The organism is Chloroflexota bacterium (genome assembly GCA_009840355.1).
In the GTDB taxonomy this organism is placed as follows: domain Bacteria; phylum Chloroflexota; class Dehalococcoidia; order Lucifugimonadales; family JADFKI01; genus Bin90.
Genome location: VXNZ01000025.1, coordinates 173,390 through 199,311, shown reverse-complemented (window position 1 = coordinate 199,311; position 25,922 = coordinate 173,390). Strand labels below are relative to the sequence as shown.

At 58.4% G+C, this 25,922-nt stretch carries 21 protein-coding genes and 1 tRNA gene; 12 read left to right on the top strand and 10 right to left on the bottom strand.

Annotated features, from left to right (window positions below):
* Positions 1-3: 3 nt before the first annotated feature.
* Positions 4-1,305: an MFS transporter gene (locus F4X57_07910; GenBank protein ID MYC07079.1), complete on the bottom strand. Its 1,302-nt coding sequence runs from the start codon at positions 1,303-1,305 to the stop codon at positions 4-6.
* A 316-nt stretch (positions 1,306-1,621) separates the two neighbouring features.
* Between F4X57_07910 and F4X57_07905 the strand changes: the two genes are divergently transcribed.
* From F4X57_07905 to F4X57_07895, 3 genes are read left to right on the top strand one after another with little or no spacing between them, the layout of a single operon-like run.
* Positions 1,622-2,671 (top strand): cobalamin biosynthesis protein CbiM, encoded by a 1,050-nt coding sequence (locus F4X57_07905; GenBank protein ID MYC07078.1) that lies wholly within the window; start codon positions 1,622-1,624, stop codon positions 2,669-2,671.
* Positions 2,672-2,679: 8 nt separating this feature from the next.
* Positions 2,680-3,480, top strand: a complete 801-nt coding sequence (gene cbiQ / locus F4X57_07900; GenBank protein ID MYC07077.1) for a cobalt ECF transporter T component CbiQ — start codon at positions 2,680-2,682, stop codon at positions 3,478-3,480.
* Positions 3,481-4,221: an ABC transporter ATP-binding protein gene (locus F4X57_07895; GenBank protein MYC07076.1), complete on the top strand. Its 741-nt coding sequence runs from the start codon at positions 3,481-3,483 to the stop codon at positions 4,219-4,221.
* 144 nt (positions 4,222-4,365) lie between these two features.
* Here F4X57_07895 and F4X57_07890 read toward each other — a convergent pair.
* Together F4X57_07890 and F4X57_07885 are read right to left on the bottom strand one after the other, a co-directional pair.
* Positions 4,366-4,434 (bottom strand) — tRNA-OTHER (locus F4X57_07890).
* 33 nt (positions 4,435-4,467) lie between these two features.
* On the bottom strand, positions 4,468-5,895 hold the full coding sequence (locus F4X57_07885) for an NAD(P)/FAD-dependent oxidoreductase (GenBank protein MYC07075.1): 1,428 nt from the start codon (positions 5,893-5,895) through the stop codon (positions 4,468-4,470).
* 333 nt (positions 5,896-6,228) lie between these two features.
* Between F4X57_07885 and F4X57_07880 the strand changes: the two genes are divergently transcribed.
* From F4X57_07880 to dapA, 3 genes are all read left to right on the top strand, one after another.
* Entirely contained in the window at positions 6,229-7,017 is a 789-nt protein-coding gene (locus F4X57_07880; protein ID MYC07074.1) for a 4-hydroxy-tetrahydrodipicolinate reductase, read from the top strand.
* Positions 7,018-7,792: 775 nt separating this feature from the next.
* Complete coding sequence (locus F4X57_07875; GenBank protein MYC07073.1) at positions 7,793-8,845, top strand: aspartate-semialdehyde dehydrogenase; 1,053 nt, start codon at positions 7,793-7,795, stop codon at positions 8,843-8,845.
* Between the two features lie 67 nt (positions 8,846-8,912).
* Positions 8,913-9,827, top strand: coding sequence for a 4-hydroxy-tetrahydrodipicolinate synthase (dapA, locus tag F4X57_07870; GenBank protein ID MYC07072.1), 915 nt, complete (start codon positions 8,913-8,915; stop codon positions 9,825-9,827).
* A gap of 219 nt (positions 9,828-10,046) precedes the next feature.
* On the opposite strand, the gene F4X57_07865 is transcribed toward dapA, so the two are convergent.
* The 4 genes from F4X57_07865 to F4X57_07850 form a co-directional block, all read right to left on the bottom strand.
* Positions 10,047-11,348 (bottom strand): adenylosuccinate synthase, encoded by a 1,302-nt coding sequence (locus F4X57_07865; GenBank protein MYC07071.1) that lies wholly within the window; start codon positions 11,346-11,348, stop codon positions 10,047-10,049.
* Positions 11,349-11,901: 553 nt separating this feature from the next.
* Complete coding sequence (locus F4X57_07860; GenBank protein ID MYC07070.1) at positions 11,902-12,840, bottom strand: carbohydrate kinase; 939 nt, start codon at positions 12,838-12,840, stop codon at positions 11,902-11,904.
* Positions 12,837-14,399: a xylulokinase gene (xylB, locus tag F4X57_07855; protein MYC07069.1), complete on the bottom strand. Its 1,563-nt coding sequence runs from the start codon at positions 14,397-14,399 to the stop codon at positions 12,837-12,839. The genes F4X57_07860 and xylB overlap by 4 nt, the downstream gene beginning before the upstream one ends.
* Positions 14,400-14,443: 44 nt before the next feature.
* Complete coding sequence (locus F4X57_07850; GenBank protein MYC07068.1) at positions 14,444-15,229, bottom strand: hypothetical protein; 786 nt, start codon at positions 15,227-15,229, stop codon at positions 14,444-14,446.
* Between the two features lie 335 nt (positions 15,230-15,564).
* Between F4X57_07850 and F4X57_07845 the strand changes: the two genes are divergently transcribed.
* The 3 genes from F4X57_07845 (at position 15,565) to F4X57_07835 (ending at position 19,493) form a co-directional block, all read left to right on the top strand.
* Positions 15,565-17,481 (top strand): ABC transporter substrate-binding protein, encoded by a 1,917-nt coding sequence (locus tag F4X57_07845; GenBank protein MYC07067.1) that lies wholly within the window; start codon positions 15,565-15,567, stop codon positions 17,479-17,481.
* 129 nt (positions 17,482-17,610) lie between these two features.
* Positions 17,611-18,567, top strand: coding sequence for an ABC transporter permease (locus tag F4X57_07840; GenBank protein MYC07066.1), 957 nt, complete (start codon positions 17,611-17,613; stop codon positions 18,565-18,567).
* 29 nt (positions 18,568-18,596) lie between these two features.
* The gene (locus F4X57_07835; protein MYC07065.1) at positions 18,597-19,493 is read left to right on the top strand and encodes an ABC transporter permease; all 897 of its coding nucleotides are present in this window, start codon (positions 18,597-18,599) and stop codon (positions 19,491-19,493) included.
* 41 nt (positions 19,494-19,534) lie between these two features.
* Here F4X57_07835 and F4X57_07830 read toward each other — a convergent pair whose 3' ends face one another.
* Positions 19,535-20,473 (bottom strand): LLM class flavin-dependent oxidoreductase, encoded by a 939-nt coding sequence (locus tag F4X57_07830; protein MYC07064.1) that lies wholly within the window; start codon positions 20,471-20,473, stop codon positions 19,535-19,537.
* A gap of 311 nt (positions 20,474-20,784) precedes the next feature.
* On the opposite strand from F4X57_07830, the gene F4X57_07825 reads away from it, so the two are divergent.
* Entirely contained in the window at positions 20,785-21,072 is a 288-nt protein-coding gene (locus F4X57_07825) for an ATP-dependent Clp protease adaptor ClpS (protein MYC07063.1), read from the top strand.
* A gap of 61 nt (positions 21,073-21,133) precedes the next feature.
* Here F4X57_07825 and F4X57_07820 read toward each other — a convergent pair whose 3' ends face one another.
* Positions 21,134-22,273 (bottom strand): ATP-NAD kinase, encoded by a 1,140-nt coding sequence (locus F4X57_07820; GenBank protein ID MYC07062.1) that lies wholly within the window; start codon positions 22,271-22,273, stop codon positions 21,134-21,136.
* A 241-nt stretch (positions 22,274-22,514) separates the two neighbouring features.
* Between F4X57_07820 and F4X57_07815 the strand changes: the two genes are divergently transcribed.
* Positions 22,515-23,696 carry an acyl-CoA dehydrogenase gene (locus F4X57_07815; GenBank protein ID MYC07061.1) on the top strand — a complete coding sequence of 394 codons (1,182 nt, stop codon included), beginning with the start codon at positions 22,515-22,517 and terminating at the stop codon, positions 23,694-23,696.
* 58 nt (positions 23,697-23,754) lie between these two features.
* Here F4X57_07815 and F4X57_07810 read toward each other — a convergent pair whose 3' ends face one another.
* Positions 23,755-24,108, bottom strand: a complete 354-nt coding sequence (locus F4X57_07810) for a hypothetical protein (GenBank protein MYC07060.1) — start codon at positions 24,106-24,108, stop codon at positions 23,755-23,757.
* Between the two features lie 633 nt (positions 24,109-24,741).
* Here F4X57_07810 and F4X57_07805 point away from each other — a divergent pair.
* Positions 24,742-25,881: a citrate (Si)-synthase gene (locus F4X57_07805; protein MYC07059.1), complete on the top strand. Its 1,140-nt coding sequence runs from the start codon at positions 24,742-24,744 to the stop codon at positions 25,879-25,881.
* Positions 25,882-25,922 lie beyond the last annotated feature (41 nt).

Here is a 25,922-nt window from a genome sequence, read left to right as displayed (position 1 = left end):
AGGCTAATCGCGGCGTCTTATACGCTGCGGGCGCACGGGCGGGCGCATCATCAGCACTAGCGCAAGGGATACCAGTGTCGCGCCGCCGAAGCCTAGGAACGCCCATTCGTAGCTGCCGGTCGTATCGAATACATAACCGGAGACGAGCGGGCCGATTATTATGCCTATCATCTGTATCGTGCCACGGAATCCTTGTATCGTTGCGTATGCTCTGCGCCCGAAGTATTCCGCGATAAGCGACTGTGGTATTACTGATATGCCACCCTGCGCCGCCGAGTACAGCACGATGAACGGTATCGCCTGCGACACGCTTTCAGCTCGCGCCATGAACACGATGGCAATGGTCATCAGGAAGAGCGACACCGCCATCACGATGCGCCGGTTGAGGTAGTCGCTCGCCCAGCTCAGCCCGAATCTGCCCGGTATGCTCATCACGCCCACAGATCCGGCGAGAGTCGCCGCGAACACATCGGACGCGCCCAAGTCCACGAAATACGGTACGAGGTGCAAGCCTACGCCGCCACTGACCAGCGAGCGTGCCGCAATAGAGAGTGTCAGATACCAGAAGCTAGAAGTCATCAAGGCTTCTCTGGCGGTGAAGTCCTGCGACAGGTCGGGCTGCCGCCGCCTCGATGCTGCGCCCGATTCATCGCTAGGCTCGGGCGACGCGCCGTCCGGCATATAGCCGTATGGCTCCGGTCTGTGCCGCATCAGCGCGGCTATTGGCACGCCCATCACAATAGTGAACACGCCGATTATGATGGACGCGATGCGCCAGTCGTATGCGGCGATAAGCCAGCCGATCGCAGGTACGAAGAAGCCGCCCAGCCCAACGCCTGACCACATTATGCCGAACGCCAGCCCACGCTTTCGGTTGAACCAGTTCGCCACCGCCGCAGCCATTGGCGTGCTCATGCCCAGGCTGTTGCCCAGTGTGATGGCGAAAATGTACACGACGAAGAACGCTGCCAGCGAGTCGATGCGGCTCATCAGGATGTAGCCGACGCCCATCAAAGGCACGCCGACAAGCATCAGTCGTCGAGGACCTACGCGGTCAACGAGCCAGCCCTCCAACGGGCCAAGCAAGCCCGACTCCAACCGCGCAAGCGAGAATACGCCGGATATGGTCGTTCGATTCCAGCCGAATTCATTGGTCAGCGGAATAATGAAGTTGCCGAACCCGTGAAAGTTGATGCCCGCCGTAATGGACATCCCCAGCCCGCCGGCAACAACGATCCACCAGCCGTAGAATATGCCACGCCTGCGATTAGGCGCGCCGCCGGATGCGTCGTCAGGTTTGCTCACGACGCTATGCCCTGCACGGGGTAACTGTAATAGCAGTTATTATCACGATTATGAGTAGGGAAAATGCCGGATAGCCTCCGATCAAGTAATGACGCGAAGTGTATCACTATCGCGGCTTGATGTCGCAGGAATTAGTGCGATTAGGCGCGGCAGGTATATTAACGCAAGGGCACTAAGCACATGCTTCATGGCGCATGCCTCATGCCGCAGATGTGCTATTTTTGTTATTGCAACTAATTGACAATTGCAACTGTTTGACTGTAAAATCATCTGTCTTGAAATTCACAAATATTGCTCACAAGGGGAGTGATTTACAATGGTATCGAGCATAAGTCTTCCACTACTAGATGGCAGTATTTCGCTGCCGCTGCCGCTGCACGCGCCGGACGGATTCTTCAGCCTGCCGGTCGCGATTGCGGGCTACCTGCTTGCCGCGCTGTTCATCGGCATCGCAATCAGGCAGACGAACAAGAACCTCAACGAGCGCATCGTGCCGATGATGGGTGTGATGGCGGCGTTCATTTTCGCCGCGCAGATGATTAACTTTCCTGTGGCTGGCGGCACATCCGGGCATCTAGTCGGTGGCGCGCTCGCGGCGATCATCCTCGGACCATGGGCTGCGATTCTGGTGATGACTGCGGTCGTGGGCTTGCAGGCGCTGCTGTTCCAAGACGGCGGACTGGTGGTGCTTGGCGTCAACCTGCTGAACATGTCCATCGTAAGCGTACTAGCAGGCTACGGCGCGTACTGGGTGTCTCGCAAAGTTGGCAGGTCGTTCAAGTTCATGATGGTCGGTGGGTTCGTCGCAGCGTGGATTTCTGTGGTCGTTTCCGCCGCGTCCACCGCGGCAATGCTTGGGGTGAGCGGTACGACGCCCTTGACCTTTGCGCTCATCGCGATGATTGGCGTCCACATGATTATCGGCATCGGCGAGGCGCTGATAACTGTGTTCGCGCTGTCGTTCATCCGCGCTGCGCGTCCAGCTCTGCTGGAAGCGCCCGCCAAGACGCCGGCGCCTGATTCGCCGGTCCCGCAGGCCGCACAGGCTACCGGCGGCATGGGCGTGCGCTGGTGGGTCGTCGGCTACATTATTGCGGTGGCGGTTACGTTGCTCGCGCCGTTCGCGTCCGGTTCGCCGGACGGACTTGAGCGCGTGGCAGAGGACGCAGGCTTTATCGAGCGCGCGCAGGATGCGCCATACGCTATCATCGCCGACTATGTTGTGCCGGGCATCCAGAACGAAGGCGTCGCTACGATTCTCGCCGGCATCATCGGCGTAACGATAATATACGCACTCGTCGCGGGCGGAGTTTACGGGCTGTACGCGCTCTACCGCCGGCGCACGGGCAGGCTGGCGCACGAATAGCCGCGCCCATGACGACTGCCACCGGATTTCTCGACCGCTATCTCGAAGGCGGAAGCTGGTTTCACAGGGCGGACGCGCGCGTCAAGTTGGTGATGGCGCTGGGCTTTATCTTCGCCACCACCTCGATACCGCCGGGCAAGTGGTACGCATTCGCGGCAATGTTCGCGCTGGTGTGGTGTGCGGCAGGCGTGTCTCGCATAGGGCTGGTGCGTGTGTTCCTGCGCTCGCTGGTGGCGATACCGTTCATCCTGATTGCGCTGCCCACCGTGTTCACCAAGCCCGGCGCGCCCATATTCGAGCTTGACCTCGCCCTATTCGCGCTGACAGGCACACAGGAAGGGCTGGACTTCTTCTTCAGCGTGCTGCTGAAATCGTGGTCGTCAGTGACAGCAGCCGTAGTGCTGACCGGCACGACACCGCCATTGCGCCTGCTCGACGCCTTGCGTTCGCTTCGCGTGCCCGCGGTGCTAGTGGCGATAGTGATGCTGATGTACCGCTACCTGTTCGTGCTGGTCGAAGAGGCGCAGAGATTGATGCGCGCACGCGCCGCCCGCAGCGCCGCGATTGGCAGCAAGTCCGGCGGTTCGCTGGTATGGCGCGCCAAGTCCGCAGGCGGAATGGCAGGCTCGCTATTCATACGCACGCTAGACCGTAGCGAGCGCATCTACATGGCGATGGTAGCCAGAGGCTACGACGGCGCGCTCCGCCAAGCGAGCGATGTTCCGCTAAAGCGCGGCGCGATAGGTGCGCTCGGCGTTGTGCTGTGTGTATTTGCAGCAGTCGCGATAGCCGCAAGGACGGTGTTGTAAGTGAATAGCAATAACGGGCGGAAACCCGCCATAGCCGTAGATAGCCTAGAGTTCTCGTATCCGGACGGGCGACCGGCGTTGAGGGGCGTTGATCTGCACATTCAGCCCGGCGAGAAGGTGGCGATCCTCGGTCCCAACGGCGCGGGGAAATCGACCTTGCTGCTGCATCTCAACGGGCTGCTGCACGGGCGACAGGGTGCTGTATCTATCCTTGGCCGCGACGTACATGAAGGCGACAAGCGCGGGTTGCAGGAGATTCGCGCGCTAGTTGGCGTTGTATTCCAAGATCCGGACGACCAGCTCTTCTCGCCGAGTGTGCGCGACGATGTTGCATTCGGCCCGATTTACATGGGCTTGCCCGCCAATGAGGTTGATGCGCGCGTCGGTGAGGCGTTGTCGCAAGTCGGCATGGGCGGCTACGAAGGCCGTATGCCGTTCCACCTGAGCGGCGGCGAGAAAAAGCGCGCGGCGATAGCATCCGTGCTGTCGATGCGGCCTGCGATACTTGCGCTCGACGAGCCGTCCGCCGGGCTAGACCCGCGAGCGCGGCGCGGCCTAATCCGCCTGCTAGACCGATTGGAGCAGACAATCCTCGTCACCACGCACGACATGCACATGGTAAAGGACATATTCCCGCGCGCCGTGGTTATGGACGGCGGCAAAGTCGTAGCAGACGCTCCCACGCAGGAAATCCTCGCAGACGAAGTTCTGCTAGAAGAGCACGGCTTGGAATTGCCGTAGGGGACAATTCTAAAAAGCTAGTGACCAAAGAGAAAGGGACTGTCCATTTGGACAGTCCCCTTGAAGCGTTCAGCTCACACGGAACTTGAACAGCGCCCTTACACCGATACCATAACAGGATATGTGATTTTTGTAAAGCGAGCGTGGCACCCCTGGTGGGACTTGAACCCACACCTTGCGAGGGCGCTGCTCTATCCATTGAGCTACAGGGGCACCATGCACAATTGTACCACCAATGAAGGGTTCTCAGCGCCCCATTCTCTTCAATGCCTCGCGCGCTGCCCAATACCCGCACATCCCGTGCACACCTGCGCCCGGTGGCGTCGATGCGGAGCATAGATATACGCCGTCGATAGGCGTTCGGTACGGTGCGAACGCCGACGCCGGACGCGCGAAGAGTTGCCGCAGCGTGTTTGCGCCGCCGCCGATGTCTCCGCCGACATAGTTGGCGTTGTACGCTTGGACGTCCGATGGCGACATAACGCTGCGGGCGAGAATCCGCCGCTTAAAGCCGGGCGCAAAGCGTTCAATTTGCGCCTCGATGCGCTCGGACATATCGAAGTCTGAGCCGTTCGGCACATGGCAGTACGCCCAGGCGATATGCTTGCCGTCCGGCGCGCGCCCGTTGTCGAACATCGTGGGCTGCGCGAGAAGCACGAATGGCCGCTCCGGATGCTCGCCGCGCCATATCGCAGATTCGGCGTCCGCGATTTCCTCAAGCGTACCACCCAAATGCACCGTTCCCGCGCCGGCACACTCGGCTGCCGTCCACGGTATCGGTGCGTCTAGTGCCCAGTCCATCTTGAACACGCCCGGCCCATATTGAAATGCGTCAAGTCTGCGCCTGTAACGCTGCGGCAGTCTATCGCTGCCAATCTGCGCTAGTTGGCGCGCGCCAATGTCCAATAGCACGACTCTCGATCGCGGCAGTTCGTCCAATGACCGCACTCTCTCACCCGTAACCACCTCGCCGCCGAGCGCTTGCAGGTATGACACCATCGCGTTCGTGATGGTCTGCGCGCCGCCGCGTGGCATCGGCCAGCCGACCGCGTGTCCGGCGATTTGCAGCACAAGCCCGGCAGCCGCCGACCCCCTGAACTCCAACGGCGTAACCGAATGCGCCGCAATGCCCGCGAACAGCGCGCGTGCCTTATCGGTCCGCAGCCACGCATCCGCCAATCCACGCGCCGACTGTATCGCCTTCAAGCCGAACCTCACCATCGCGACAGGATTGCGCGGCAGGCGAGCCGGTCCTAGCGCACCACGCGCAATCTTGTCCCAGTCTCGCACCAACGGCGACATTAACCTGCGATATGCCCGCGCGTCATTGTCGAGCGCATTCGCGGTCGCATCGACGTCTCGGTAGAGCAGGGCAGCGCCGCCGCCGTCAAGCGGGTGCGCCACCGGATAGCGCGGGTGTATCCACTCTAATCCGTGTTCGTCGAGCGGCAGCGTGCTGAGGAACGGTGAGCCGACCGCAAGCGGATGCAGCGCGGAGCATACATCGTGCCGAAAGCCGGGGAGCGTCAGTTCCATAGTGCGCGCGCCGCCGCCCGGCGTGTCCGCCGCTTCCAGCACAAGCACGCGGAATCCTGTCCGCGCGATCGTTATCGCCGCCGCAAGTCCGTTGGGGCCTGAACCTACTACTATTGCGTCATATATTGCGTCATACATTGGTGATTACATGGATGTACGGGATGGACAGGACATTCGGGTCAAAGGCAGATGGCGCTTTGATCACTGCCTTTCGGTTGTCACCCTGAACGAAGTGAAGGGTCTAAAGTCGCTGTGTGGAAACAAGCTCGTCCGCGGTCAACGTGTTTAGATTTCTCGCTTCGCTCGAAATGACAGGTAAAAAATTGCATTTGTGAAATCGTGTTATGAATAATCGAAAGACCCTAGGGGATTGATGAGGACGATTGATGATGTTCGGCGGGATATGATAGATTGAGGCAATTGCATTAGAGCAATCTTACCAAAGCAACCTTAAGAATTGGAGTTCGCGCAATGGCTATCAATGTTGTCGTACACGGCGTTATGGGCAAGATGGGGCAGCAGGTGCTCGACACCGTAACTCACACTCTAGGGATGCAGCCCGTCGGCGCGGCGGACATCTCGGCGAGTCAGGGGACGATTGCCCTGCCTGACGGATTGGGCGAAGTGCCGATTTCCGACTCGCTGGCGGATGTGCTGGACGGAGCGGATGTGGTCGTGGACTTCACGAATGCGGACGGCGCGGCATCGGTGCTGCGAACTGCGGCGCCGGCCGGCGTGAACATCGTCATCGGCTCGACCGGCATCACGGACGCAACATATCAAGAAGCCGAAAGTCTCGCCGGCGAGCACGATGTCGGCATCATTATCGCGCCAAACTTTGCGATGGGCGCGGTGCTGATGATACACCTTGCGAAGCAGGCTTCGCGCTTCTTCGACTACGCTGACCTGACCGAGATGCACCACGAGGCGAAGATAGACTCGCCATCCGGCACTGCGCTCGCCATAGCGAACGCCGCCTTGGAAGGCAAGCCTGAGGGCTTCATCGCGCCTGTGTCCGAAAAGGAGCTGTTAGTAGGCGCGCGCGGAGCGACACACCAGGGCGTAAGCGTCCACAGCGCGCGAATGCCGGGCAGAGTGGCGCACCACGAGCTAGTCTTCGGCGCGCTGGGGCAGACACTGACGATACGGCATGATTCGGTTAACCGCGAGAGCTTCATGCCGGGCGTTACGCTCGCGATAAACGAGGTGGTGAAGAGGAAGGGGTTGACGGTGGGGTTGGACAAGATTATGGGGTTGTGATCGGTCTATCATAAAATCTCTTTGAGTGGGCGTGTGTTTCAGAAAGAAGTATGAAACTGGTGGCAGCCATGCGCTTTGTGCACATTGGTTAGGAGGAAGGGACAGGGAAGAACTCAAAGCCGATTGAGACCTATAATTTTCACAAAGCCGCGGCAGTGCTGGTTGAGTATGGCTTCGAGTGCATCAGATTGGCAGACCACTGGAATGGAGCGGACTGTCTAGCTCATTACAGAGGGACGGGTAAGACGTTGACGGTTCAGCTGAAGAGTTCACTGATCATTGCTAAGAGGTATATCTATATCCCTTTTAACGACCTTTTTTATGTGCTTCCCACTCGACCGAACCGATAGATGGTACCTTGTCCGACATAATCGTCTGCTTGAACTTGCTCAGCAGTATTCGCTTAATTGGTTTGAGTCATCCAGATGGAAGAAGCAAGAACATTACTGGAGCTATAGGGCGAACAAGAAGATGAGGCAAGCCTTGGAAGAATACGCCTACCAACCACTCTATCCTACCTTTGGGTTTAGGAAAGCACGAGGTAACCAGCAGGCGTTGTTGGAAATCTCCTGAAACCCGAAGGTATGGAGTTGTCTTGGGGAGGATGCGGAGAAATAGGTGGACTAATGCAATTTCCCGAGTCAGTCGATAAATCTAGCCCTGCACCCCAAAAACCATTATCATTAGGTTCTTGCATAAATCAGTTCTGTTAGCATTGCGAAACGATGACAGACAGACTGAAATACTGACTCACTAATCGGAGGTAGAAGTCAAAGTGGACTCTTGCAGCATTGCGGTGGTTGGCGCTACGGGCGCTGTTGGGCGCGTCTTTTTGGATGTGCTTGAGGAGCGCGATTTTTCTGTTTCGGATATTCGGCTGTGCGCCTCGGAGCGCTCGGTCGGCAGGAAGCTCAAGTGCATGGGACAGGAAATCGCCGTCGAACTCGCGTCGCCACAGTTGTTTGGCGAGGTCGATTTCGCGTTTATCTCGGCGAGCGGCGATGTCAGCCGCGCGCTAGCGCCGGTTGCGGCAGAACAAGGCGCAGTTGTCATCGACGACAGTTCAGCATTCCGTATGAATGCCGATGTGCCGCTCGTCGTGCCGGAGGTCAACGGCGCGGATGTTGCCGACCACAAGGGCATCATTTCCATCCCTAATTGCTCGACTACGCCGCTCGTGATGGTGCTCAAGCCGCTGATGGCGGTCAACCCGGTCAAGCGCGTTATCGCGGACACATATCAGTCCGTATCCGGCACAGGCGCCGCCGCCGTCGAAGAGCTTCGCGTGCAGTCCAAGCAGCTGACCAACGGTGACGCCCTGACGCACAATGACCTCACGCCCGATGCCTATCCGCACCCTATCGCGTTCAACGCGCTGCCGCACATCGAGCCGTTCCTCGATAACGGCTACACCAACGAAGAGATGAAGATGGTGAACGAGACGCGCAAGATTCTGCACGCGCCGGACATCGCCGTGTCCGCGACTTGCGTGCGCGTGCCGGTGATGCTCAGCCACAGCGAGGCGCTGCACATCGAGTTCGAGAACCCGATGAGTCCCGGCGAAGTGCGCGAAATCCTCGCGGATTTCCCCGGAATGAAAGTGGTGGACGACCCGCGCGCGAATGTGTATCCTATGCCCATCGAGGCGGCGGGGCGCGATGAGGTATTCGTCGGGCGTGTGCGGCAGGATGTGTCGCATCCCAACGGCATCGCGATGTGGGTTGTAACCGACAACCTGCGCAAGGGCGCCGCGACCAACGCGCTGCAGATCGCCGAAGAAGTGCTAGAGCGCAATCTGCTGACTCGGCAAGCGGCCGCAAGCCGTTAGGCGCGTCTGGAAAGCGATACAAGAGCAACACAAGCGCCGTGTATTCACTATTGTAGGAGGTCCCATTATGGCAGAACTAGGCAGACTCATAACCGCGATGATTACGCCCTTCGACGAGAACGGCGCGGTCGATTATGACGAGGCGGGACGCCTTGCGTCGGCGCTGGTGGAGTCCGGCAGCGACGGCCTTGTCGTAACTGGCACGACCGGCGAGACGCCCACGCTTTCCTTCGACGAGAAGATTGGCATGTATGAAGCTACCAAGCGCGCCGTTGGTGACCGCGCGGCGATTATCGCCGGCACGACCGGCTATAACACGGCAGAGGGCGTCGCTCTGAGCAAGGAAGCCGAGGCGCTCGGCGTTGACGGTATCCTTATGACCGTGCCGTCGTACAACAAGCCGCCGCAAGAAGGGTTGTACCAGCACTTCAAGACGATTGCCGAAAGCGTCAGCCTGCCGTGCGTTCTCTACAATGTGCCGAGCCGCACCGCCCTGAACATGACCGATGCGACCACCGTGCGTCTCAGCCAGATCGACAACATCGTCGGCACGAAAGAGGCGAGCAGCGACCCCGTGCAGATTACGAAGATAATCCGCGACACCGACGACGATTTCAAGGTGTGGAGCGGCAACGACGACGAGACGTTCCCGATTATGTGCGCGGGCGGCTACGGCATAGTCAGCGTGGCGTCACACATCGTCGGCAACCAGATCAAGGCGATGATGGGCATGATTCTCGAAGGCGACATCGAAAGCGCCGCCGCCGAGCATCTGCGCCTGTTCGAGCTGTTCAAGATACTGTTCGTCGTCACCAACCCCATCCCGGTGAAATACTGCGTGGGCAAAGCAGGCTTCAATGTCGGGCAGCCGCGCCTTCCCTTAATCCCGCCGGATGAGGACTCCGCAGCAGCGATAGACGCGGTAGTGTCGCGTTACACCATCGACCTGCAACTCCCCGTCCCCGTTGGAGGCGACGACTAAAGCGCGCCACAATAGACGGCGAGCCTATCGCAACTACAACCCGCCCATCTTGCATGGCGATACTCCATACAAGATGGGCGGGCGTTGTTTAGTAGTCGTACCTGACGCTTTGCGAGGATTTCGTGTATGGACAGGGTGAACAGGAAATGTCCCTTCCCTCTTAAGGGGAGGTTATTGGGGAGCAAATTTACCTTAAGCCAACCGCCTGCTGCCAGTCATCTACGCCGACGCCACCTCAATAATTTGCCGCACTTCCACCGCTTCGTCGCGATGGGGGCCCGTGGAAATCAGGTCTATCCGGCAGCCTATCACCTCTTGCAGGCGCTCGACATAATTGCGCGCCTCTTGCGGCAGCTGCTCGAACTCCGTGATGCTGGCGGTGGGGCTGTCCCAGCCGGGAATCTCTTCGTAGATGGGTTTGCAGCGTTCCAGCGCCGCCACGCCGCCGGGGAACTCGTCGATCACATTGCCGTCGAGCTCGTAGTGAGTGCAAAGCTGCACCGAATCGAAGCGATCCAGCACATCCAGGCGCGTCAGTATTGCCGATGTATAGCCGTTCACCTCAACGCTGTATCGCGCCGCCACGCCGTCGAACCAGCCAACGCGGCGCGGCCTGCCCGTCGTAACGCCAAACTCTTGCGCCAGATTGCGTATCGTCTCGCCTGTGTCGTCTCGCAGCTCCGTCGGCAGGGGGCCTCCGCCAACGCGCGTAGAATACGCCTTGAACACGCCCGTTATGCCCGCGATGTGTATCGGCGACATGCCAAGCCCGATGCACGCGCCACCCACAGTCGGGTTGGACGAAGTTACGAACGGGTATGTGCCGTGGTCAAGGTCGAGCAGCGCGCCCTGAGCGCCTTCTAGCAGGATGTTCTTCTTCGCCTTGAGCGCGTTGTGGACAATCCTCTCCACCGGCGCGATGAACGGAGCCAGGCGCTCCGACCACTGCCGGCACTTGTCGAACACTTCCTGCGTGGACACAGGCTCGCCGCCATATACATTGGTGATAACGGCGTTCGTGTGCTTCAGAATCTGCTCCAAACGCGGCAGCAGCGATTCAACATCCAGCAAGTCGGCGGCGCGGATGCCGGTGCGGGCTGCCTTGTCCGCATAAGTGGGACCGATGCCTTTGCCGGTTGTGCCGATGGCGCTGTTGCCGCGCGCATTCTCGGCGAGAATGTCCAGCGCGACATGGTAGGGCATTATGATGTGCGCGCGGTCGCTAACGACCAGCCTGTCCTTGATGTCTATGCCCCGATTGGCGAGGCTGTCTATTTCGTCCAGCAGCACATCGGGATCGACGACCACGCCATTTCCGATGACATTCATCGTTTGGGGCCAGAACACGCCGCAAGGGATGATGTGGAAGCTGAACTCGCCGTCTTCGTTGACGACGGTATGGCCGGCGTTATTGCCGCCGGAGAACCTCGCCACGATGTCAGCGTCGCGCGCCAGCACATCGATAATCTTTCCTTTTCCTTCGTCGCCCCATTGAGCGCCCAAAACGGCATAGGCAGGCATGCCCTATCTCCTGTATATCAAGTCGGGATGTGCCGCACGCGTGAACCGAGCGTCAGAAACATGCCCGGCCGATCTCCCTCAGACCGACCGCGCACCAGCCCGAAACCGGACGATGATGTTCCCGAAGGCGCACAGCATTCGCAATTATATCAGAAGGCACACTTGTACGAAAGTTATTGCCGCACTATGAGACGATTTCATGAGTCCTTAATGTTGTCATTCCGAACGAAGTGAGGAATCCGAAATCTTTGCATGTGAACCTGTTTCCGACTTTAGATTTTTCGCTTCGCTCGAAATGACAGATATAAATTGCATTTGTGAAGTCGTCTTACACTATGCGTTTCGCGGACTTGTGGAGTGGCTAAAGATGTGCAGGGTTGGGAGTTTGAGATAGTGAGGGCGCACCGAAAGCACAGCGAACGGAAGGGTTTAGTGTACAGACGCGGCGTTGGGTAGTGGAGCCGTCATCAGGCTGACGAGGGGCTATTGAGTATCTACCGGGAACCCAAGAAGAGTCTGTATATGCTGTGGTGATAGATTGACGCTCCGCAGGCTAGCCTGTCAAACCTGACACGACATCTGCTTTCGGCGGGTCGGCGCCGATTCGCGTGCAAGCGATTGCTGCCGCACGATTGGCGTACTCTAGGACGTCTATGATCGCATCGTCGGACAGCATGGCGAGCGCACCGCGGTGCAGCAGGTCGCGGTCGTCCAGATGGGCGAGCAGCGCGGACATGAATGCATCGCCCGCGCCGACCGTATCCGCGACATTGACTTTTGGCGCGGCTGATTGCATCACATCGGTCGCGCTCTTGGCGAATGCGCCTTTCGCTCCGAGCGTAACGACGACGAGCGCAGGTCCAGCGCTCAACCAACGCGCCGCGACATCGGCAGGGCGGTCGTCCGGGTACAGCCACGCTAGGTCGTCTTCGCTCGCCTTGACGATTGTGGCGAATGGCAGCAAGCCTTCGATTCGCGCTCGGTACTTGTCGCGGTCCGGGAACAGCGACGGGCGCACGTTCGGGTCGAGCGATATAACTCGATTGCCATGTTCGCGGCGCATAAGGGCTTCGTATGTGCGTGCGCTGTCGCCCAGCATCAGCGAATATGAGCCGAAATGCAGCGCGGTCAATTCGTCAGGGAACGAATCAGGCACATCGGTAAGCATCAGTCGCTGCTCTGCCGTGTCAACGCCGTAGAATGCGAAGTCGTGCCCGCCGTTCGCCGACGGTATAACGAAGGCAAGCGCGCTAGGCTCACTGCCACGCGCCAGCCAACGCAGGTCAACGTCGTTCTCGGTGAGATGCGCACGCAGTAAATCGCCGAATGCATCGCCGGAAATCTTGTTGATGAACGCCGTCCTCTTCCCCAAGCGCGCCAGACCTATGGCAACATTGCATGGCGAGCCGCCCGGACGCGGTGCATACGCGATTGCGCCATCTACAGCGATGGGCGTGAAGTCGATGAGCGCCTCGCCGCAGACGCCAATCATTGCTGCCCTGCCGTCAAGTTGGCGAGCGCGGCGAATTCGCCTTTCAGCGCCGGGTATAGGCGTCTGTATGCGCCGTAAAGGTCGTCGTATTGTGCAATCGCCTTCGCATCCGGTTCGACCACTTTGTCTGTGGCGACGCATGCCTGCACCGCCTCTTCGATGCTTGCGAACATGCCGCAGCCGATAGCCGCGAGCAGCGCCGCACCGTATGCAGCGCCGCCCGAAATCTGCACAGTTGCGATAGGAAGCCCGAACACATCGGCAATCGTCTGCAGCCACATCCGGCTGCGAGAACCGCCACCGATAGCCCGCATCTCGCTTGGAGATACGCCTTGTTGCCGCATAAGTTCCAGCGAATCTCGCAGTGCGAAGCACACGCCTTCGATTACCGCTCGGGTCAGGTGAGCTAGGCTGTGCGAAAAGCTCAGTCCGAAGAACACCCCGCGCGCGTCGGCGTCGTTGTGCGGCGTGCGCTCGCCGGTCAGGTATGGCAGGAATAGCAAACCATTACCGCCGATGGGCGTCTTCGCCGCGCCCGCCGTCAGTGAGTCATAGGATTGGCCCACAGCGACTGTGTCTCGCAGCCATCGCAGCGCACTGCCCGCCGAAAGCGCTACGCCCATCAGATACCACATGTCCGGCGCGGCGTGGCAGAAGGTATGCAGGTTCATGTCCTCTGCGATGCGCGGCTCTGAGGACGGCAGCAACACAGTGCCTGATGTGCCAATGCTGACCTGCATCACGCCGCCGGTCGTTATGCCGCAGCCCACTGCGCTCGCCGCATTGTCCGCGCCGCCGCCGACTATAGGCGTGCCGACAGGAATACCGAGTTCGCCTGCCGCCGCACAGCTGACGACGCCCGCAATCTCGTGCGATTTCAGCACAGGCGGCAGAATCCCCTCGTCGATTTCCAGTGCATGCAGTATCTGCTCGGACCAGATACGCCGCCGCACATCGAACAGCAGTGTGCCGGCAGCGTCCGACGGCTCTGTCGAAAAATCGCCGCTCATCCGATAGCGGATGTAGTCCTTCGGCAGCAGCAGCGTTTGCAATCGGGCATAATTCTGAGGCTCGTGCTGCCGCAGCCAGAGCAGCTTTGGCGCGGTGAATCCTTCGAGCGGGAGGTTGCCAACCGTGCTGCGAAGCCCATCCATTCCTGCCGTGTCCATTATCTGCCGGCACTGCGGCGTTGTGCGAACATCGTTCCATAGCAGGGCAGGGCGAATGACTTCGCCATCGCCGTCGAGGAAGACGGAGCTATGCATCTGCCCGCCAAGCCCGACTGCGGCGACCTCAATTCTGCTGTTGTTCTTGTCCGCCAATTGCATCGCCTTGCGAACGGCGATCGTTGTGCTGCGCCACCATATATCAGGATGCTGCTCTGCCCAGCCGGGACGCGGCACACTGATAGGATGCCCGACTTCAGACTCATCGATGACAGCGCCATCGCCGCCGACAAGCATCGCCTTCACGGAGGTTGTGCCGGCATCAATCCCAAGCACGGCGCGAATATGGGCGCTAGCGGATATAGACATGGTGATACTGTGTGCCTGCAACATTGTTGAACGACACGGCTGCGTTCTGATTTCGCGGCAGGACGGCGTCACGCACCGGTGAATATGTCGTTGGCAACTTCCATCGCATCCCGCGCGAGTTGTATTCCGGCGTATAGCGTCATGTGACCGAACACTTCAATAATCTGGTCCTGCGTCAGTCCTATGTTCAGCGCACCAATTATATGGCTCCGTAGTCGCTCATCGCCACCCGCTACCGCAAGGCAAGTCATGGAGCAGATACTGCGGCTAGTGGTGTCGAGTCCCGGGCGTGTCCATGTCGCGCCCCAATAGTATTCTCCTGTGATTCTGTTAAATTCCCTTTCCGCCTCGGTGTGTTCGGGCGTAGGCGTTCTTGGGATGTCCCCCATGTAGCCGCGCCGGAACTGCATGCCCCGCCGGAAAAGGCTGTCGGGGTCTTCGCCGCTGTCATGGACGCGGGACGGCGTGAAATCTATCCCTCGCTCCTCAAAGACTTCCTTACACAGCGTGAGCGCCTGTATGCCTGCCGGCGCTCCACCGTACCAAGTGTCGTGGATGATTAACTCGACTATCTGTTCCGGGGTCAATCCAACATTCAGCGCGTTGCCCAGATGCCGCTTCAGCTGAACTTCTCGGTTCATGACTATGAGACAGGACAAGGTTATCATCTCGCGTTGTACCGGAGTGAGCGCCGGGCGTTTCCAGATGGTGCCGAAGAGAAATTCGCCGAGTATCCTCTCCAGGTCAGGGGCAATCTCCCATGCTCCGGGCGATGACCCGCCGGTGATTTGCCCGCCGCCGAACATCCGCCGCGTTTCCTGCCCTTGTTCATAGCGTTCGTCTAATTCACCCATATCGCGCCTCCGTCCGGTGCGTTCCCTACATTCCCCTACATTCGGATTGCGTCAGTATAAGAGCATATCTATGGATGTGCAATTGTGCCCCCGCCCGTCTCGATGGGCGATGGGATGTCTCGCCATCGCATCTGCATTATCACATCCAATCTTGACTATCATCGCAAGTGATGATTAAATGGCGGCGAACTTAGGGGATTATGTCAAAAAACTATCATTTAAACAATTGTCGGTATCCAAGCAATCATCACAACCCTATACATCACAACCCTATATCGGTATTGGCTGTCATAAGCGAATTAAGCGGGCGAAATGCCTAATTGGGAGGCAATGTAATGCGAGGTTTGCGGAAAACGAAATCGGCAATATGGCTTCTATTCGGCGCTATGGCGGCTATGCTGGCAGTGACGGCTTGCGGCGCCGCCGAGCCGCAAGTGGTTACGGTCGTTGAGACTGTGGTCGTGACGGAAGAGGTGGTGAAGGAAGTCGAAGTGGCGAAAGAAGTTGAGGTGGTGAAAGAGGTCGAGATTGAGGTCGTCAGGGAAGTGCCCAAAGAAGTTGAGGTGGTGAAAGAGGTTGAGGTTGAGGTCGTAAAGGAAATTACCAAAGAGGTAATCAAGGAAGTCCCCATAGAGCGCGTGGTGATAGCCACACCAAGCCCGACCGATGAGGTCTTCTATGTGCGCCCGCTGGACCCGTTCCCGAAGTCCGGAGGCACATTCCGCGCCGGCGCGCACGGACCACCCGCGCACTTCGACTGGTACGCATCCGGCACAATCGCCAACCACGGCGTGCAGTCGCCGATGTACGATGCCCTGCTGCGCCGCGACCCGCGCACATCGGATGTGCCTGTAGTGCCGGACTTGGCGTACAGGTGGGACATTTCCGACGACCAGCTGACATACACATTCAGCATCAGAGAGGGCGTCAAGTTCCACGATGGCAGCGACTTGACTGCTGAGGACATCAAGGCTACTTACGACAGGATAATCTTCCCAAGCGAGGAACTTGTCAGCTTGCGTAGGCCATTGTTCCCCAACGTATCCGCCGTCAACACGCCCGACGACTACACTGTTGAGTTCGAGCTTAGCGAACCGCGCGCGCTCGCCAACATGATGGTCGCCTTCTCCACAGAGTGGAACCTCGTAAGCAAGAAGGAAACCCTCGAAGAGCACAACGGAAATCTCCGAGGCGTTGACAACCACCCCGGCACAGGACCCTTCAAGTATGTGTCCAGGAACGATGACCAGTGGATTATGGAAAAGAATGTTGACTACTGGAGCCCCGATGCGCCATACGTTGACAGGATAGAGCATATTTGGCTGAAGGCGTGGACGCCTGAGAACACCGCTGCTCTTCTGGGAGGCCAAACGGATTGGACGATGTGGATGGCGCCTAAAGACGGCAGAGACATCGGCAACAGGCCCGGGCTGAACGGCATACGCCAGCACCTGCTTATCTGGCATGGCATCCCGATGAATAACTTGCGAAAGCCTTTCGACGACAAGCGCGTGCGACAGGCAGTCGCCTTGGTTCTCGATCAGCAAGTGCTTCTGGATATTACAGCCGATATAAAGGCTACGCTGTTCGGCGGCGGCTGGTTCACGGACGGCACGCCTTACGGATTGCCCTTGGAAGAGCTGAAGCAAAGAAAGTATTTCCGCAATCCGACCGAGGAAGATATCGCCGAGGCGCGTCAGTTGCTTGCCGAGGCGGGCTACCCCGATGGACAGGGCATTCCGAAGCTTGATCTCGTAACACGCGAAACAATCAACCAGCGCCAGCGAGCGCCGGCAATACAGGCAATGCTGAAGGAAGGGCTGAACATTGACACCGAGATCCGCGTGGTTGATGTGTCGGCGCATGGCGAAGAAATTAAGGCAGGAAACTACGACATGTCCGTCGAGGGTGGCACTTGGGCGTTCATCCCGGACCCGTCCTTCTACATCAAGGACCTGTTCGGACGCTGCGGCGACAGGCTTTGCGATGGCAACACCGCGTTCTACGACAACCCCGAGCTCGACAAGATGCTCAGGGCATTGGAAATAGAGCTGGACCAGGCGAAGAAGATTGAAATGTCCAAGGACTTGGCAGCCTTCCTCGACCAGGAAATGCCTTGGGTGCCCCTCGACACAACCGAGATTACCTACTGGGGCTACTGGGACCATGTCAAGGGCTTGATGCCTGCGAACAGCGACTTCTACTCGAACTACGAACTGCACAAGTGGGACTATGTGTGGCTGGATAGATAGCCGCGAGTCAAACCTGCGCCGAATGTCACGCATCGGCGCAGGCATACTTGGCGTTTAGTCTTACATTTGGTAAATCGATGGAGAGGCAGGGTGTCTTGCCGCTGCCTCTCTTCTTGACGGAGGGGATGATTGCGAACCTACATCATAAAGCGCATTCTCTATGCAATCCCCACCATTTTCGGTATCACGGTCTTGATATTCGGCATCATGCGGATATTGCCGGGCGACCCTCTGGGCGCCTATTACGGGATAGAAACCATCATCCAATGGACGCCCGAGCAGAAGGCGGCGATACTCAGAGACCTCGGACTGGACAAGCCGATAGCCGTGCAATACGCGGTGTGGGTGAAGGACATCGCATCCGGCAAGCTTGGCGAGTCTTTCTTTCGGGGCGACCCTATCATCGAGATTATGGCTCAGAGGGGCCCCATTAGCGCCCAGATTGGGATTATTTCAGTCGTCATTTCCTGGATTATCGGACTGCCGGTTGGCATAATCAGCGCCGTGCGTCCCAACTCCGTCTGGGACATGTCCACCAGTTTCTTCACGGTGCTCTTTCTTGCGATACCCGGATTCTGGCTTGGACTGCTCGTAGTGGTCGCCAGCATTTCATGGTTTCAGTACAAAGCGCCTATCGTCTCCGTTCAATTCTGGGAAGACCCCTGGACTAACTTTCAGATAATAGTGGGACCTGCGATTGTGCTGGGCTTAGGTCAGGCTGCGTTTATCGCGCGAATGGCTCGCTCGTCGCTGTTCGAGGTGCTGCGCGAGGATTATGTCAGGACTTCACGCGCCAAAGGCTTGATTGAGCGGCTGGTCATAGCGCGACACGCCATGCCGAATGCCCTGTTGCCGGTGCTGACATTGAGCGGGGTGCTGCTCGGCTTCGTGATGGGCGGCTCGGTCGCGGTTGAGCAGGCGTTCACCGTGCCGGGCTTGGGCAAGGCGCTGGTAGTCGCCGCCATTGACCGAGACTTCAATGTAGTCCAGAATATCGTTCTCTTTTATGCAGTCATCTTCGTACTGGTCAATCTCCTGATTGACATGTTGTATGGGTGGCTAGACCCAAGAATAAGGCTCAATTAGCGCCATACTCATTTTTAGAAGGTGACGCAATGGCAATGGATTCAGTAGCTGCGCGCAGAAGCGTCAGTTCCAATGTTCGCAGGTATGGAGTAAACCTGCGCGGCTTCGTTCGACGCAGTCCATTTGCGGCCGTATGGGGCCTGATAGGGCTGATACTGATTCTGATGGCTTTAGGCGCTCCCCTAATATCGCCCCAAGACCCCCTGAAAGCCAACTTCACGAAAATTAGCGCGCCTCCCGACAGCGAAAGTTATTTTGGCACCGACCAGATTGGCAGAGACCTCCTAAGCAGGATTCTCTATGGCGCGAGAATATCTCTGTTCGTCGCTTTGGCGTCAGTGCTCATCGGCACGACTATTGGCGGCGTGTGGGGGCTTGTCAGCGGCTATCTCGGCGGCTTGACTGACATGATAAGCCAGCGCTTCGTGGAAATTATCATGGCGCTCCCGGGCCTGATACTCGCATTCGCTCTTGTGCTTGTTCTGGGCGCCGGAATGTGGACGATTATCCTCGCCATTGCCGTAACTCGCGTTCCGTTCGGCGCCAGGATTATTCGCTCTGTGGCGTTGACAGTTAAGGAAACGGCGTATGTGGAGGCTGCGCGAGGAATCGGCGCTTCTCAGATGAGAATAATGGCGAGACACGTTGCGCCGCAGTGTGTTGCACCATTCCTCATCCTCTTCACCGTTCACCTGGGAACGGTCATTGTCATCGAAGCTTCCCTGAGCTTCCTCGGACTTGGAGTAAGCCCGCCCACACCCACATGGGGCGGTATGCTCGGCGAGGCATCGGCGCTGCTGTACCCGTTGTGGTGGCACGTTTTCTTCCCCGGAGTGTTCATCACGATAACCGTGCTCGCCTTCAATCTGTTTGGAGACGGCTTGCGCGACGCGCTGGACCCCAGGCTGCGCGGCACGCTTGAATAGACTAACGGGATACATACACAGGATAGGCATAGGCAGGACGGTTAGCCTGAAAAGTGCGGAATCACCTGCTCCCCAAGGATTCTGATAGTCTGCATCGCCTGCTCCGTTTCGTCCAACGCGCAGCGGAATAGGATGTGCGTCGCGCCCATGCTTTGCAGGCGTTCCAGCGCGGTGATGCAGGTATCCGCATCCCCCACGATTAGCGATTCTTGCATTTCACGGTCTCCGAAGCCGCGATAGCCGCGTTCAAACAGGACTTCCGCATCTCGCAGCGCCGCGTCTCGTGTCGGCGCGAGGTGCAAGTCGCGGCGCACAACCAATTCCTGTACTTGTCCGCTGCGGCCGAATTCGTCGAGCGCGGCGCGGTAGAATTGCAGACGTTCGTCGATGTAGTCGGGCGTCCAGCCGGGGCTGATAACCCATGCGTCCGCGATTCGCGCGGCGCGGCGCACGGCGGGGTCGGCGTTTGCGCCAATCCACATCGGCATAGACCGTTGCAGCGGCTTGGGATTGACCGACACGCCGCTGAAGTTGTAGTGCTTGCCGCTGAATGACACATCGTCGTCTGCCCATAGCCGACGCATAATATCGAAGGTCTCCTCGAAGCGGGACACGCGCAATCGCTGCGGTGTCTCGAACGCATCGTGCGCTTCGGGCTGGTGTCCAAGCGCGCTGATGACCGCCGTCTTGCCGCCGCTGATGACATCCAGCATCGACAGTTGTTCCGCGAGCAGTATCGGATTGTAGAACGGCAGCAAGAACAGTGGAATCAGCCGCATATCGCCCGTGAACGCGGACAGGTGCGACATCGTGGGCATTACCTGAAAGTAATTGTTGCGCGTTACATGGTGGTCGCCAAGCGACAGCGACGCGAACCCCAAATCCGCCATCGCCTTCACCTGCTCCGTCAAGCCGTCCATCACGGCTTTCGGATCGCGGTCGATAGAATAGCTCGAAGTCAGCGACACTCCTATTTGCATTTTCCGTCCTTTCGGGGATGATTAGGATTGGGGCAAAGAATCTTCGGGCGGCTGAGTATGTTGCTTTGGAGCAAGCCTTTGCCGTTTGTGCCTTTATCTGCCAACAAATATAATCATCGGGATGAGTATGTCAAATGCCGTTGCCTGCCCCATGAAGCTGCCACTTAAATCAGGGAATAAGTGTTTCACTGCATTCGGAATTGCGTTGCGGTGAGTGCTGTGTCCGGAGTGCCGTCCGGAATGTCATTGATAATATGCGCGATGAGCTGCGCTGCTTGCGAGAGTCGAAAACGATGCACAATCCAATGGCGATGACCCTGCCGGATGTCGATGTCGAATCGTTGCGGCGAACGTTGAATGCGCGGCTGCCGCGCTATGCGGTGATACTGCATAACGACGACTACCATTCGATGGATTATGTCGTGGAGGCGCTGGTGAAGAGCGTGCCGGACCTTATCGTCGAAGAGGCGATCGGCATCATGTTCGAGGCGCACAACACGGGCAGCGCCGTGGTGGTTGTGTGTGTGCTGGAGCAGGCGGAGTTGTACAAAGAGCGCATTCAAGGCTATGGCTTGGGTGTCAGCATACGGCGCGGTTGATGCGCGGTTGATGCGTGGTTGATGATTGATGTACTGCAATTCAGTTATTCAGCCTCGAATGTCAGCACGAGACTCGGTAGATGTGAGACTCGCGGTAGCCGGTGACGACGCGGATGTATCCGCTCAACTCGTCGTCCAGCGCGGCGTCGCCGGTATCGACAAGCAAGGGGCGGCCGTCTAGCGCGCGTAGCTTGCCGGCCGTCGCCACCACGACGATGTTCTCCCTGCCGATACGCCGGATGACGCGCGGGCTAATCTGCTGGTTGCCGCGCCCGAAAATGTAGCCCTGCCCGCCGATTACGGTTACGATGATTTTCGCGCTGCGCCCGTCCGTCAATCGCAGCAGATCGCGTTCAGTGGCGTCTGTTGCCAGCAGTTTGCCATTCTCCACGACATCCACGCCTAGCAGCGTATTCGCCACGCCCAGCTCGCGCGCGATTGCGTCCGTGGTCGTGCCGGGTCCGATGATGTACAGCGTGTCGTCAGTCATGTCTGCTGCGACCTGCCGCGCGATGTCTTCTGCGGCTTGGCTGTCCGACGGCGCAGTGCCGGATTTCGTCGCCTGCACGCCGTCCCCGCCCATTGGCGTCTTCAAGTAGCCGTGCAAGGTCGCGGAGACCCTGCCTTCGCGGAACGCGTCTTCGTCAATGTCCATCACTTCCACATCAGCGAGTTCGGCTGCGTGGTCGTTGAGAAAGTGCAGCGCCGTTTCGCCTGCCTTGCGCGGCGTCAGCGCGAACACGCCGGAGTGCATCTTGACGCCGGCGGGTATGCCCAGCACAGGTAAATCGGCTGAGGCAAAGCCGCCTGTTCGCAGCGCATCGCAAATATCCCGCGCCGTGCCGTCACCGCCCGCGAACAGCAGCAAGTCAACGCCGAGTCGCTGCAATTCAAGCGCGGCGCGGCGCGTGTCGGCGGACGATGTGGATGCGCCGTCCTGCGGGACGCCCTCAATTGTGTGCGCGGTCAGTCCGCTGGATCGTGCGGTGTCTTCGCCCATCTTGCCGGCGCAGGTTACGAGTGACAGTTCAGGCATTGCCTTGCCGATGATAGACAGCGCTTCGTGTGTCCGCTTGCTCGCCTGCGGTTCGGCGCCGAGCGACAGCGCGCGTTGTGGCGTGTCTTCGCCGTCAGTGCCTTTTAGACCGACACTGCCGCCCATGCCGGCGATTGGATTGACGATTAATCCGAGTGTCTTCAATGCGGTGTCCTGTCAATGCGTCAAGAATTCTTGTGAACCGTTACGGATGTTCAAGAAGCGGCTTGCCCCATTTAGACCTTTCTCGAGTAGGGTAATGCACAAACTGTTTAGCGAACTTCTATCTTCATACTACATCATTTAAGTAGGATAGATGGGTAGGATAAAGGGCCGCGCGCGATTGACATGCGCAGCGCTTGGATTTAGTCTGCTAATGGCACTTGGATGAGAGTGATTTCAGAGGATGCAAATGAATTATTTCCCATTGACCGACGAGCAATTTGAGTGGAAGGAACGGGTCGTCGATGTTGCGGAGCGGGTCATTGCGCCGCGCGCCGCGGAGTATGACACGAAGGCGCAGTTCCCAAGGGAATCACTCGCCGCGCTGGGCGAACTTGGGCTGTGGGCACTGCGCGTGGACAAGGAAGACGGCGGTCTCGGCGGCGATATGGTAACGACCTGCGTCATTGTCGAGGAAATCGCCAAGAAATGCCCGTCCACCGCAATGTGCTACAAAATGCACCTCGAATCGGTGGAGGCGGTCAGCCGCATACCGACCGCGCTGCAGCGAGAGCGATTCGTCCTGCCGCTCGCGCGTGGCGAAGTGTTCGCGGCGGCGGCAGGCGGCGAATCGCGCGGGCAGACGGGCAAGGACTGGAGGCCGGTGTCCGCGCCGGATGTGCCGCTGCCTCTTGTGGATGGGAACTTGCGGCTGGATAACATTCGCAAGTCTTATGTTACATCGGCGGGGCATGCTTCGCATTACATCATGTTCTGCCGTGTGGAGGGAGGACGGATGGAGGGACCGCCGGACCTGCTGATGTTTGAAGCCGACAAGGTGCAATGGGAGACACTCGGCGAGTGGGACGGGCTGGGGATGCGCGGCAACTGCAGCGCGCCGATGCTGTTCAACGGCGAAGTGCCGTACGAGAACCTGCTCGGTATCGAACTCGAAGGCGAGAAAGAGCCGGTGATGCAGAAGTACATGATGCCGGTGCTGATACTCACCTACGGCGCGGCGTATCTGGGCATTGCTTCAGGCGCGTTCGAGCTGGCGTGCATCGAAGGCGATAGGCGCTACGCGAGCGGCGGCAGGCGGCTGGACAATCCGATCAATCAGCGGCGCATCGCGGAGATGAGCGCACGGCTCGAATCGGCGCGTTCGTTTCTACATGTCGCCGCCTCGATGATGGACGAGGGCAGGGCGAACTCGTTGCTTCCGTTCATTCAGGCGAAGGTCGTGTGTTCAGAACTCGCCGTGCAAGTTACGCAAGATCTGATGACGATGTTTGGCGGCACGGCATTCGCGCGGCAGCTGCCCTTCGAGCGCTACTTCCGAGACGCGCGCGCCGGTGTTGTAATGGGCCTAGCCAACGACCAAGCGTACGAGACGATAGCGACGCTGCTGTTTCCACAAGAGGGATGACAGGCTGATGCCGCTTCGCCCTGTCCGATGGTCTAAGAAAATCTGGAACGGATGAAATCTAGTCCGTCCGAGTCAGCACAAAACCCTTTTCGCCGGTGATGCGCTGGTCGTTGGGCTGCGCGATTACCACGCCGGCGAGCGAGTCGTCGATTAGGCTGCTGTTGAACTTCCAAGTTACGCCGATTTCCGCCTTCGGCAAGCCTATCGTGGTGAATACCGCCTCGTTGTACTTCAGGCGGTTGGCGAGGGTCAGGTTGACCGCCTGCCACTCTGTCTCGCCTTCGATTGGCTCGTCGAAGCTGATGCTCACCGACGGCGCCGCCGCGTCCAACGACAGCGTTACGCCTCGCTCGTCCTGCTCGCCCGGCAGTACCATTACGCCCTTGTATTCCTGCACTTGCTCATTGCTCATTGTGATTCGCCCCGCTCTTTCGCTTGAATGCTTTTGCCGAATAATTGCATTGAATGATTTCGCCGTCTGTTACTTTCCATGTGATTGGCTGACCGTGGAAATGTCCGACTGTCTGCCATTGGTCGGTAGAGTTGGAAATGCCGCTGAAGCTTGCGACTTCAAAGCCCGTATAGCATAGCGCAGACCATCGCAGACGACAACTTTACGGTACGAAAATTGCTTTGATAATCTGGCGATTTGCGGATGTAATCGATGTTCCCCGTTCGCAAAAATCTGCAATCGCTGTGGATAAGGCGCTCCGTGTGTCATGAAGGTGTTAAAGGGCGCGGCGGAACGCGAATGGCCGTGATTAGATTAGCGGCGTGTACCCGCAACAAATTCTGAATTACAGAAAAGGCTGTATGTTGTATAATGAGCGATTATCCTCGTTATAACCATCGCCCAAAGGTGGCGCGCACGGGCGAAACAGCACTCATGCCTGCCTTTAATTGATAATGTCCATTTGACACTATAATTTGTTGAATGCTAAAATTGGCACATCTTGGCGAGCCGGAATGGTGGCTTTGCTAAGCCTATTGAACAGCAAAATTGCGGGTTCTATTCGCCGCAAATCAGACCTGGGAGGATTGTCGCATGACGAGTGAGCAGAAGGTCCAAATCCATCGAGGCCTTCGGGATGTGCTTATTGATCGGACCAGGTCCAGTTTCATCGACGGCGATGTTGGCAAGCTATTGTATAGGGGCTACAACATCGACGATCTCGCCAACAAGTCCACCTTCGAAGAGACTATCTTTCTCCTGCTGTACGGCGGATTGCCCACACAGGCGCAGTTGGACGACTTCGGCGCCCAGCTAAGAGCCAATCGCGCGCTGCCCGAAGAGGTGCTAGATGTCATCAGCCTAACGCAGAAGGCGCACCCGATGGATGTGCTGCGAACGGCGATTTCCGCGCTGGCGGCGTTCGACCCCGAGACCGAAGACAACTCAATGGAAGCAACGCTGCGAAAGGGCATCCGCCTGACATCGCAGGCGTCCACGATAGTCGCGGCGCATGCGCGAATACGCGATGGCAAGCAGCCCATCGCGCCGAGCACCACACTCGACCACGCGGGCAACTTCCTGTATATGCTGTTCGGCGAAGAGCCGGACCCACGCGACGCTAAGCTGATGGACAAAGACTTCATACTGCACGCCGAGCATGGCATCAATGCCTCGTCGTTCGGCGCGCGCGTTACGGCTTCGACGCAGGCGGATCTGCACTGCGCCGTCACCACCGGCGTGGGAGTGCTCAAGGGACCGTCGCACGGCGGCGCGGCAGAAGAAGTGATGAAGATGGCGCTCGAAATCGGCGACGAATCCAATGCCGCCGAATATGTGGCGAACCTGCGCAAGCAAGGCGGCAGGGTCATGGGCTTCGGCCACCGTGTCTATAAGGCGGTTGACCCGCGCTCGATCCACCTGATGGACGACGCCCGAGATCTGGGCGTTCGCAAGGGGCAGCCGGGCTGGTACTCCATATTGGAAGCGGTCGCCAAGGTGATGGAGCCGTATGCACGGCGCGGAATCTGCCAGAATGTGGACTTCTTCTCCGGCGCGATATACTACCTGCTGGACATTCCCGAAGACCTGTTCATCTCCATTTTCGCGATGGGACGCATCCCCGGCTGGACGGTGCAAGTGATGGAGCAGTTCGACAACAACATCCTGCTGCGTCCGCGCCTGCTATATGTCGGCGATATGGATGTGGAATATGTGCCGATAGACCAGAGGTAAGCGCGCATATTGGAAACTTGCTGCGGGGCGTAAAGGACGAA

Coding starts and splice junctions, on each gene's coding strand:
- F4X57_07905 (MYC07078.1), top strand. CDS start 1,622: ATGGTATCGAGCATAAGTCTTCCACTACTAGATGGCAGTATTTCGCTG.
- cbiQ (MYC07077.1), top strand. CDS start 2,680: ATGACGACTGCCACCGGATTTCTCGACCGCTATCTCGAAGGCGGAAGC.
- F4X57_07885 (MYC07075.1), bottom strand. CDS start 5,895: ATGTATGACGCAATATATGACGCAATAGTAGTAGGTTCAGGCCCCAAC.
- F4X57_07880 (MYC07074.1), top strand. CDS start 6,229: ATGGCTATCAATGTTGTCGTACACGGCGTTATGGGCAAGATGGGGCAG.
- dapA (MYC07072.1), top strand. CDS start 8,913: ATGGCAGAACTAGGCAGACTCATAACCGCGATGATTACGCCCTTCGAC.
- F4X57_07865 (MYC07071.1), bottom strand. CDS start 11,348: ATGCCTGCCTATGCCGTTTTGGGCGCTCAATGGGGCGACGAAGGAAAA.
- F4X57_07860 (MYC07070.1), bottom strand. CDS start 12,840: ATGATTGGCGTCTGCGGCGAGGCGCTCATCGACTTCACGCCCATCGCT.
- xylB (MYC07069.1), bottom strand. CDS start 14,399: ATGTTGCAGGCACACAGTATCACCATGTCTATATCCGCTAGCGCCCAT.
- F4X57_07850 (MYC07068.1), bottom strand. CDS start 15,229: ATGGGTGAATTAGACGAACGCTATGAACAAGGGCAGGAAACGCGGCGG.
- F4X57_07845 (MYC07067.1), top strand. CDS start 15,565: ATGCGAGGTTTGCGGAAAACGAAATCGGCAATATGGCTTCTATTCGGC.
- F4X57_07835 (MYC07065.1), top strand. CDS start 18,597: ATGGCAATGGATTCAGTAGCTGCGCGCAGAAGCGTCAGTTCCAATGTT.
- F4X57_07830 (MYC07064.1), bottom strand. CDS start 20,473: ATGCAAATAGGAGTGTCGCTGACTTCGAGCTATTCTATCGACCGCGAT.
- F4X57_07825 (MYC07063.1), top strand. CDS start 20,785: ATGACCCTGCCGGATGTCGATGTCGAATCGTTGCGGCGAACGTTGAAT.
- F4X57_07815 (MYC07061.1), top strand. CDS start 22,515: ATGCAAATGAATTATTTCCCATTGACCGACGAGCAATTTGAGTGGAAG.
- F4X57_07810 (MYC07060.1), bottom strand. CDS start 24,108: ATGAGCAATGAGCAAGTGCAGGAATACAAGGGCGTAATGGTACTGCCG.
- F4X57_07805 (MYC07059.1), top strand. CDS start 24,742: ATGACGAGTGAGCAGAAGGTCCAAATCCATCGAGGCCTTCGGGATGTG.